The sequence below is a fragment of the Pseudomonas sp. NPDC086112 genome (assembly GCF_044746425.1).
Classification (GTDB): Bacteria; Pseudomonadota; Gammaproteobacteria; order Pseudomonadales; family Pseudomonadaceae; genus Aquipseudomonas.
Map to the genome: position 1 here is coordinate 1,006 of NZ_JBIVCD010000071.1, position 9,610 is coordinate 10,615.

The following is a 9,610-nucleotide window of genomic DNA, read 5'->3' on the forward strand; positions in this document are numbered from 1 at the left end:
CGGTACCGCCGGCGCCAACGGAACCTTCGCCATCGATGCCGCGGGTAACTGGAGCTATACCGCCAACTCGGCCTTCGACGCACTCAATGTCGGCGACAACCTGAACGACAGCTTCACGGTACTCAGTGCCGACGGCACCGCGACCTCGGTGACCGTCACCATCAAAGGCAGTAACGACGCCGCAGTGCTGTCCTCAGCCAGCGTCACGCTGACCGAAACCAATGCCCCACTCACCACCGGCGGCAGTCTCACCGTTAGCGACATCGACAGCCCGGAAACCTTCCAGGCCCAATCCGGTACCGCCGGCGCCAACGGAACCTTCGCCATCGATGCCGCGGGTAACTGGAGCTATACCGCCAACTCGGCCTTCGACGCACTCAATGTCGGCGACAGCCTGACCGACACCTTCACGGTACTTAGCGCCGACGGCACCGCGACTGCGGTGACGGTGACCATTAACGGCAGCAACGACTCGCCAACAATCACCTCCAACGGCGGTGGTACGACGGCTTCGGTCAGCGTGGTGGAGAACAGCACGGCAGTTACAACGGTGGTAGCAACCGACGTTGATCTTCCGGCACAAACCCTGAGCTACAGCATCGTCGGCGGAACGGATGCCGCGAAGTTCTCGATCGTTTCAGGCACAGGCGCGCTGAGCTTTGTCTCTGCGCCCAACTTTGAAGCGCCGGCTGACTCGGGAACCAACAACGTCTATGACGTTATTGTTCGGGCGTCGGACGGCACGCTGTTTGACGACCAGGCGATCTCGGTGACCGTGACGGGCGTCAACGACAACAGCCCGGTGATCACCTCCAACGGTGGTGGTGCGACGGCTTCGGTCAATGTGGCGGAGAACAGCACGGTGGTCACGACGGTGGCAGCGATCGACGCTGATCTGCCGGCGCAAACCCTGAGCTACAGCATCGTCGGCGGAGCGGATGCCGCGAAGTTCTCGATCGTTTCAGGCACCGGCGCGCTGAGCTTTGTTTCTGCACCCAACTTTGAAGCGCCGACTGACTCGGGAATCAACAACGTCTATGACGTGATTGTTCGGGCGTCGGACGGCACGCTGTTTGACGACCAGGCGATCGCGGTGACCGTGACGGGAGTCAACGATAACTCCCCGGTGATCACCTCCAACGGTGGTGGTGCGACGGCTTCGGTCAATGTGGCGGAGAACACCACGGCGGTCACGACAGTAACGGCGACCGATGCTGATCTTCCGGCGCAAACCCTGAGCTACTCGATCCTGAATACGGCCGGGACGGACTTCAGCAAGTTCTCGATCAGTTCAAGCGGGGTGCTGACGTTCAATTCGGCGCCGGATTACGAGAATGCCCAGGATGTCGGTGGTGCTGACGGTGACAATGCCTATGTTGTGGACGTTCTGGTGGCCGACGGCAATGGCGGAACCGACACGCAGACAATTACGGTAAACGTGCAGAACGTAGTTGAGACTCCAGTTGATACCGTGGCGCCGACTGTGACAGTGACGGGGACAGCCTTAGGGAATGTGATCACCCCTTTCCCTTCAACGTCGACAGTCACATTCCAGTTCAGTGAGGTTGTGAGCGGTTTCGACCTTTCGGACGTCACGGTAACAACAACGAGCGGAACGCCCCGCGGAACCTGGAGTAACTTCACGCAGGTAGACGGCGATACCTACACGGCAACGCTGACTAGAACACAATCCGGTAGCGTGAAAGTCGACGTTACCGCGAACAGCTACGCCGATCTGGCGGGTAATGCGGGTGCTGCCGGAAGCAGTGCAAACCTTCCGGCAGGCGTTGCCGGCGAACCCATCAATCTAGCCCTCATTACTCCGTCGAGCGATATCAGCGGCCCGATAACGGTTTCAATCAGCGGTGTTCCCTCGGGATGGATATTCAATGCGGGAACCGACAACGGCGATGGCACCTGGACCGTGCAGACCAGTGATCCTGGCGCATTGACGGTGACAACCCCAAGCGACTTCGCGGGAGCGTTGGTGCTTGATGTCAATATGTACTGGAGCAATAGTGACGGCAGCGACGGTAGCGCTTATGTTTTCAACAACATCGAAGTCTATGCACCCGACGCGCCAATCTTCGCCTTGTCCGCTGACGACAACCTGACTGGCTCGTCCGGTGCCGACACTTTCGTCTTCGCCCAGCCGATCGGCAACAACCAGATCTACAGTTTCGATGCCACGGCGGACAAAATCGACTTGATCGGCTTCCCGGGCATCAACAGCTTTGCTGACTTGAGCATCACTAACGACGCCAACGGCAATGCACTGGTCAGCATCAGCTCCGGCCAGACAGTCACCCTCAAAGGGGTGGATGCCGCTGACTTGAGCGAAGCGAACTTCCAGTTCGATGTGGATCCGGTCATGACCAATACCGGTACCCTCACCATTGCCGACGGCGCGATCATGCCGTTCGGTGGCAGCATTCATAACAGCGGTACCATCGAACTCGGCTCCACAGGCAGCGAGACCAATCTTGAGATTCTGTTCCGCGGTGCAACCTTGACCGGTGGCGGCCAGGTACTGCTATCCGACAGCGCGCAGAACGTGATTTTCGGTGGCAGCGCCGACACCGTGCTGACCAACGTCGACAACCGCATTTCCGGTGCCGGCCAGTTGGGCGCCGGGCAGTTGGTGCTGGTCAATGCGGGGTTGATCCTGGCCAGCGGGCTGAACAGCCTGGTGCTCGACACCGGCACCCACACCATCACCAACAGCGGCGTGCTGGAGTCCACGGGTGAAGGCGGCATGACGGTGGCCAGTGCGGTCGAAAACTCTGGTCACTTATGGGCCAACGGTGGTGACATGCGCCTGCTGGCCGACGTGATGGGCAACGGCAGCGCCACCATCGACGGCGACGCGACCCTGACCTTTTCCGGCGCAGCACACGGGTCCGTCGCCTTCCACGGCGAAGGCGCAGGCACACTAGTAATCGCACAGGCCGAAGCGGCAGGTTCCTTGGTCGGCATCCTCGGTCTGGAAAGCGATGACATGCTGACCTTCGGCGATCTCGCCTTCGGCGCCAACACCCAGCTCAGCTACAGCGCCAACGCCTCTGGCAGCGGCGGCCTGCTGACGGTGGACGACGGCATGCACCGGGCCGAGGTAAACCTGCTAGGACACTACACAGTGGAGGACTTCCAGGTCACCGACGGCGAGGCCGGTACCCAAGTCAGTTACAACGGAGCATCCAGTGGCACACTCGTGGGCAGCATGGCGGCAGACGTACTCAGTGGCGGCGACGGCAACGACATCCTGGCGGGCCGTGGTGGGGAGGACACGCTCAGCGGCGGCGCGGGAGCCGATATGTTCGCCTATCTCAACGCGGCGGAAGGTGGGGACACCATCCTCGACTACAACTTCGCCGAAGGCGACGCGCTCGACCTCTCCGCACTTCTCAGCGCCAACTTCGTTAGCGGTATCAGCCAGGCGTCCGACTTCGTCCAACTGACGCAATCAGGCAGCGACATCACCGTGAAGGTGGATGCCGACGGTGCAGCCAATGGTACGAACTTCGCCGATGTGGCGGTTCTTGCCAACACTGGCACGAGCGGTACCGATCTGGTGCGCACCTGGTTTGGGGAGGCTGACCATACGCTGACGGCTTGATGTTGGGCTGGAGTTGAATCCACCGCTGCAGACAGCCACAAAAAAGCCCCACCAGATCACTCTGCGTGGGGCTTTCAAATAGGTGGTGTCCCAGGGCAGGTTCGAACTGCCAACCTTCCCCTTAGGAGGGGGATGCTCTATCCAATTGAGCTACTGAGACACAAGTCGCCCGCAAAGGAATGCGCAGCGATGGACGGCGTGCATGTTAACGGGCAGGCCCGCTTTTGTCATGTCGTCCGTAGGGCTTTTTAAGTGTAGGCAGACGCCTCACGAGAGCGTGGCTTTGTTTACCGTGCAATTTGCATCACTGCAAAATGCCATCATTGCAAAATGCAATGCAGACCCTTTGCAAAAATATCTTAATTCATTGTTTTTAAAGGATTTAATAGTCGTTAAACTTTTGGCATGCGGGCTGCTTCGACTGTTTTCAACAAACATAGGAGATCAGCCCCATGAACAGCGCGCTTTTAATCGCGAACGCGGTCGCTTTGGCGGTTCTGTTGGGTTTTCATTTCTTTCCTGAAAACGACGCTACGACAATTGCTCAACGCATACCTCATTACCTGCAGCTGCAAAAAACGCCTCAATTGGCAGTCACGAACGATCAACGCAGTGTTGTCGGCCAAGAGGTGAGCCAAGAGACTATTCAGTTGCGCACACAGTCTTTCGAACGCTTGGTATTTTGAAATCCCCCCATCAGGAGCACAGCATGTCCAAATCAGCCGCAGGATTTTTCGTCCTCGCCTTACTGAGTGGCATCCTTCATTTGTCATTGGTCGGGGACACGGTCGTCACCCTGCCCCTGATTGCTTGCGCCGTGTTCGGTGCGCTGTTTGTGCTGGCGCTGATCGCCGGGCGCAAGATCAAGTTCGATCCGGTTTTGCGCTGAGGTTCAGCAGCTCCAGAAGATTGGCGACAGTTACAGTAAGGTCGCCGGAGTTATCGAGTCGACAGATCTGCATACCTTCGATTGACTCATCAGCCGTAAACAGCGCATTACGGCGCAGTCTTGCTTCAATTTCTGCCGGGCTCTCACGCCCCCGCCGTAAAAGGCGCTCGCGCAGGGCTTCATCCTTGACCGTCAATAGCACCGGCAATAGCTTGGGATAGCGCTGTTGCGCTTCTGCCAAGTGCCCGCGCGAACCGTTGATCAACACATCGCGACCATCCGCGAGCCATTGGTCTACGCGCACAGGAATACCGTAATTGAGCCCATTGGCCTGCCACGACAGCGCAAAATCCCCTTCGGCCCTGCGTTGTTCGAACTCTTCGCGGGACACCTCGATGGCGTCTTCACCCAACGATTCCGCCGAGCGTGTGATAACGCGACGCACGACTTCACAATTGCGTGCGCGCAGCGGCTCGCGAGCAGCTTCGATAAGGCTGTCCTTGCCGGATCCCGAAGGCCCCATTAAATAAATTAGCCTGCCACCCATCCTGAAATCATCCCGCGCCATACGCCCAGACTAGTAAATCGGCCATTTGCCACTATCCTGTATAAGGTAAGGAACAAGGATCGACCCCGCATAGCATGCACCTTCAGGCGTCTTCGGGCATCACCTGTCGGGCAAGAGGACGCGGTCAGTCATTCGGACTCATGGATTATTTTCAAACCAGTCCGCATTTCTGGTAATAGGTGCTGGCATTAAGCCTTTACCCAGATCAATATTTGTCACAGAATTGACGCCAATGATCTGGCTAATTTGAGGCATGATGCGCGCCTCTATCAATTCAGGTTGAACATTTGGCCGGAGTGCTTGTCCTATCTGACATCCTGCGGCCTATCCCGAGAACCGCTCCCCTGAACTAACCGGTTAAATATATGCGCCCATTGAAACAGGCAATTTATTCCAGCCGTACGGCTGACAAGTTCGTCGTACGTCTGCCAGACGGAATGCGTGAACGCATTGCCGAGGTGGCTCGCAATCATCATCGCAGCATGAACTCCGAAATCATCGCGCGCCTTGAGCAAAGCCTTATTCAGGAAGGCGCGTTGGGTGAAGAGTTGAGCATGCGCCTGGACAGCCCCGAACTGTCTTTGCACGAACGCGAACTGCTGCAGCGCTTCCGCCAGCTCTCCCACCGCCAGCAAAACGCTCTGGTTTCGCTGATCGCCCATGACGCCGAAATGGCCGCAGACGCTTCCTGATTCATCCCGAAAGCTCAAGCCAGCGTAATTGCTGGCTTTTTTTTGCCTGAAATTTGGCTAAAAAAAACCCGCCGATTGGGCCCAGACTTGTAGGAGCCAGGCTTGCCGGCGAAGGCGTCCTTAAGAGCGCTTTCGCCGGCAAGCCTGACTCCGAAAAGCGGCTTGCTCAGGCGGGTTGTTTTTTGAAGCAGGACGTTAAAGCAGGAAAATCGTCGCCAGCCCGAGGAAGATGAAAAAGCCGCCACTGTCAGTCATGGCCGTGATCATCACACTGGCACCCATTGCCGGGTCGCGCCCAAGCCGCGCCAGGGTCATCGGAATCAAAACCCCCATCAACGCCGCAAGCAGCAGATTAAGCGTCATGGCGGCGGTCATCACCACGCCCAGGGACCAACTGCCATAAAGCAAATAGGCCACCACACCAATCACGCCACCCCAGACCAGACCATTGATCAGGCCAACCGCCAACTCCTTGCGCATCAGCCGCGACGTATTGCCGGTACTGACCTGGTCCAGCGCCATGGCCCGAACGATCATGGTGATTGTCTGGTTACCCGAGTTGCCACCGATACCGGCAACGATCGGCATCAATGCCGCGAGTGCTACCAGTTTCTCGATCGAGCCTTCGAACAGGCCGATCACCCGCGATGCAATGAACGCGGTGATCAGGTTTATCGCCAGCCAGGCCCAACGGTTGCGCAGGGACTTCCAGACTGACGCGAAAATATCTTCTTCTTCACGCAGACCCGCCATGTTGAGAACTTCGTTTTCGCTCTCTTCACGGATCAGGTCGACCATTTCATCGATGGTCAGACGACCGATCAGCTTGCCGTTCTTGTCGACTACCGGCGCCGAGATCAAGTCATAACGTTCGAATGCTTGCGCTGCCTCGTAAGCATCTTCATCCGGATGAAAACTCACCGGGTCGCTGGCCATGACTTCCGACACCTGCTTTTCCGGGTCGTTGACCAGCAGACGCTTGATCGGCAACACACCCTTGAGCACGCCGTCGTAATCGACCACGAACAGTTTGTCGGTGTGGCTTGGCAGTTCTTTGAGACGACGCAGGTAACGCAAAACCACTTCGAGACTGACATCCTCACGGATAGTCACCATCTCGAAGTCCATCAGCGCGCCGACCTGTTCCTCGTCATAGGACAACGCGGAGCGGACGCGCTCACGCTGTTGATTATCGAGGGTTTCCATCAGCTCGTGGACGACGTCTCGCGGCAGCTCGGAGGCCAGGTCAGCGAGTTCGTCGGCATCCATGTCCTTGGCCGCCGCCAGGAGCTCGTGATCATCCATGTCGGCGATCAGGGTTTCACGAACCGAATCGGATACTTCGAGCAGAATGTCGCCGTCGCGATCAGCCTTGACCAATTGCCAGACTGTCAGGCGATCGTCCAGCGGCAAGGCTTCAAGGATGTAGGCAACGTCGGCGGAGTGCAGATCATCGAGCTTGCGTTGCAACTCGACGAGGTTTTGCCGGTGAACCAGGTTCTCGACCCGGTCGTGATGCGGACCTTCCTGGCGATGAGTCAGGTCTTCGACCACTCGCTGGCGCTGCAGCAGCTCAACGACTTGAGCGAGGCGGTCCTGCAAGCTTTCCTGCGTTTTCTTTACTTCAACTTCAGACATAGGCGAACTCCACTCCCAGCAGCGGGGCACGCCGGAAGGATCAATCAGTCAATTCATGATTGTAAAAACGGGGTAACGAGTAACTACTGGGTAAGTCCATGGAGGTATTCCACAAGCCCCGGCGGGGCTGACGGGCGCAATGATAACACCGCCTGACGGTTTTAAACGTTAAAAAATCGCGGCTGAAACAAGTGCTTGCGAGATAAACCTGAGCGCCATCCTGATCCATGAAACTGCGACGACTCATCCTGAAAAGAAAACACACCGCCACCTGAAAATGTAATGACTACCCTTGATGAAGACCGTCATGGAGGACGTCGAATGCCATCGATTGCTCATTATTTGCTTGCCGCCCTGCTCTGCCTGCCGCCCCAGGTACTCGCCACGACCGTTCACCGGTGCGAAGCCGCCAATGGGCACATCACCTTCACAACCTTGAGCTGTACGGCAGGAGAAAGCCTCTCAGCACACGACGTACGCACGTTCCTGCCAGGCAGCGTGACGGCCCTGATGCCTGAGGCCGAGTCTCGCGAAACATCAGGTACGAAATTGCAAAGAAGAGAGCCGACGGTGGTTGGTCAATCCGAAGGCATATGTGGAGATCTGCTCAGCGCGAAGGAACGCCGCATAGCGATCATCAATCAGCGGGTCGTTGCCGGCATGAGCCAGCAGGACGTCGAAAGTGCGCTCGGCAAACCCGACAAAATCACCACCCGCAATTCAGCCATAAGCTATCGCTACGACAACAAGCGAGGGCGCAGTGCTCATGTCGAGTTCGACGAGAAAGGTTGTACTAAAGGAAAAGCCAAATCGCAGACGGCAAAAAGCCCGCGTTAAACGCGGGCTTTTTGGTGTTTGGTGCACTCGACAGGATTCGAACCTGTGACCGCTCGGTTCGTAGCCGAGTACTCTATCCAGCTGAGCTACGAGTGCATTTGTGTTTTTATACCAGATCACAACTGGTTGAAGCCAAGTTATTCACATTACTGCAAACAACTCTTAAATGGTGCACTCGACAGGATTCGAACCTGTGACCGCTCGGTTCGTAGCCGAGTACTCTATCCAGCTGAGCTACGAGTGCATTTGTTGCCGCGCATTATAGGCCGTTAAATCTTTTTGTAAAGCACTTTTTCTAGTATTTTCAACAACTTACCGAAGAAGCCAGATTACAACGTACTACGCAAATAATGGCGGAGAACGGGGGATTCGAACCCCCGACACCCTTTTGAGGTGTACTCCCTTAGCAGGGGAGCGCCTTCGGCCACTCGGCCAGCTCTCCGCAACACGGGGCGTATCTTAACCAACCTTTTCCCCGTTTGCAAACATAAAAAACGATAAAAATTAATGGCTTGGTTCTTCGTCCTTCTCTTTCTTTATACGCAGGTAAATTTCTTCACGATGCACAGCAACCTCTTTCGGGGCGTTGACACCGATACGCACTTGATTTCCTTTTACGCCGAGCACGGTCACAGTGATTTCGCCATCACCAATAATCAGGCTTTCTGCGCACCGACGAGTCAGAATCAGCATACCTTTCTCCTCACGCATTTCATTTCAGGGACAACAGTCTGCAAAAAAAAGGCATTCGACCTACAACCGGAACGATCGCAGCCCTACATGCCTGAGTATTGACTAGCGCGAGCAAAAGAACAGTTTTGGTACGCGCCATTCAAAAAAACGAAGGGCGCGGTCAGACCGCGCCCTTGGGGGAACGTATTACTCGCCCTGTCGGGCTGGCGCATCCAGTTCGAAAGCCGTGTGCAGAGCGCGCACAGCCAGCTCCAGGTACTTCTCTTCGATCACCACGGACACCTTGATTTCCGAGGTCGAGATCATCTGGATGTTGATGCTCTCTTTCGCCAGGGATTCGAACATACGGCTGGCCACACCTGCGTGGGAGCGCATGCCGACGCCGACGATCGAGACCTTGGCAATCTTGGTGTCGCCAATGACTTCACGGGCACCGATCTCGCGAGCAGTGTTTTCCAGCACGGTTTGCGCCGCCTGGAAGTCATTGCGGTGCACGGTGAAGGTGAAGTCGGTGGTGTTATCGTGCGCAACGTTCTGCACGATCATGTCGACTTCGATGTTCGCGGCACTGATCGGGCCGAGAATCTTGAACGCCACGCCCGGGGTGTCTGGCACGCCACGGAAGGTCAGCTTGGCATCATCGCGGTTGAAATCGATGCAGGAAATGATCGGATGTT

General features: G+C 56.7%; 9 protein-coding genes and 4 tRNA genes. 5 read left to right on the forward strand and 8 right to left on the reverse strand.

All coding sequences use genetic code 11. The features are described 5' to 3' along the window. Nucleotides 1-3,616 (forward strand): beta strand repeat-containing protein (locus tag ACIPLA_RS27485; protein ID WP_401177555.1); only part of this gene is annotated, 3,616 nt, incomplete at its 5' end. A gap of 83 nt (nucleotides 3,617-3,699) precedes the next feature. Here the strand turns inward: ACIPLA_RS27485 and ACIPLA_RS27490 are convergent. Continuing rightward, a tRNA-Arg gene (locus tag ACIPLA_RS27490) sits at nucleotides 3,700-3,776 on the reverse strand. Between the two features lie 292 nt (nucleotides 3,777-4,068). Between ACIPLA_RS27490 and ACIPLA_RS27495 the strand changes: the two genes are divergently transcribed. Further along, entirely contained in the window at nucleotides 4,069-4,302 is a 234-nt protein-coding gene (locus ACIPLA_RS27495; protein ID WP_192344439.1) for a hypothetical protein, read from the forward strand. A 23-nt stretch (nucleotides 4,303-4,325) separates the two neighbouring features. Beyond that, nucleotides 4,326-4,505: a PA3371 family protein gene (locus tag ACIPLA_RS27500; RefSeq protein ID WP_063342836.1), complete on the forward strand. Its 180-nt coding sequence runs from the start codon at nucleotides 4,326-4,328 to the stop codon at nucleotides 4,503-4,505. On the opposite strand, the gene phnN is transcribed toward ACIPLA_RS27500, so the two are convergent. Further along, nucleotides 4,480-5,052, reverse strand: coding sequence for a phosphonate metabolism protein/1,5-bisphosphokinase (PRPP-forming) PhnN (gene phnN, locus ACIPLA_RS27505; protein ID WP_218398563.1), 573 nt, complete (start codon nucleotides 5,050-5,052; stop codon nucleotides 4,480-4,482). The two genes, ACIPLA_RS27500 and phnN, sit on opposite strands and share 26 nt — an antisense overlap. A 386-nt stretch (nucleotides 5,053-5,438) precedes the next feature. Here phnN and ACIPLA_RS27510 point away from each other — a divergent pair, with 386 nt between their 5' ends. Further along, complete coding sequence (locus ACIPLA_RS27510) at nucleotides 5,439-5,765, forward strand: Arc family DNA-binding protein (RefSeq protein WP_003178899.1); 327 nt, start codon at nucleotides 5,439-5,441, stop codon at nucleotides 5,763-5,765. A gap of 195 nt (nucleotides 5,766-5,960) precedes the next feature. Here ACIPLA_RS27510 and mgtE read toward each other — a convergent pair whose 3' ends face one another. Beyond that, on the reverse strand, nucleotides 5,961-7,403 hold the full coding sequence (mgtE, locus tag ACIPLA_RS27515) for a magnesium transporter (RefSeq protein ID WP_192344437.1): 1,443 nt from the start codon (nucleotides 7,401-7,403) through the stop codon (nucleotides 5,961-5,963). A gap of 321 nt (nucleotides 7,404-7,724) precedes the next feature. Here mgtE and ACIPLA_RS27520 point away from each other — a divergent pair, with 321 nt between their 5' ends. Beyond that, a complete protein-coding gene (locus ACIPLA_RS27520; RefSeq protein WP_401177559.1) occupies nucleotides 7,725-8,240 on the forward strand; it encodes a cell envelope protein SmpA in 516 nt (171 codons plus the stop codon). A gap of 19 nt (nucleotides 8,241-8,259) precedes the next feature. On the opposite strand, the gene ACIPLA_RS27525 is transcribed toward ACIPLA_RS27520, so the two are convergent. The 5 genes from ACIPLA_RS27525 to ACIPLA_RS27545 form a co-directional block, all read right to left on the reverse strand. Then, a tRNA-Arg gene (locus ACIPLA_RS27525) sits at nucleotides 8,260-8,336 on the reverse strand. A gap of 71 nt (nucleotides 8,337-8,407) precedes the next feature. Beyond that, nucleotides 8,408-8,484 (reverse strand) — tRNA-Arg (locus tag ACIPLA_RS27530). A 107-nt stretch (nucleotides 8,485-8,591) separates the two neighbouring features. Then, nucleotides 8,592-8,682, reverse strand: a tRNA-Ser gene (locus tag ACIPLA_RS27535). 62 nt (nucleotides 8,683-8,744) lie between these two features. Then, nucleotides 8,745-8,933: a carbon storage regulator CsrA gene (gene csrA, locus ACIPLA_RS27540; protein WP_002554426.1), complete on the reverse strand. Its 189-nt coding sequence runs from the start codon at nucleotides 8,931-8,933 to the stop codon at nucleotides 8,745-8,747. 186 nt (nucleotides 8,934-9,119) lie between these two features. Beyond that, nucleotides 9,120-9,610, reverse strand: a 491-nt coding sequence (locus ACIPLA_RS27545; RefSeq protein ID WP_401177562.1) for an ACT domain-containing protein, incomplete at its 5' end; no start/stop codon positions are given.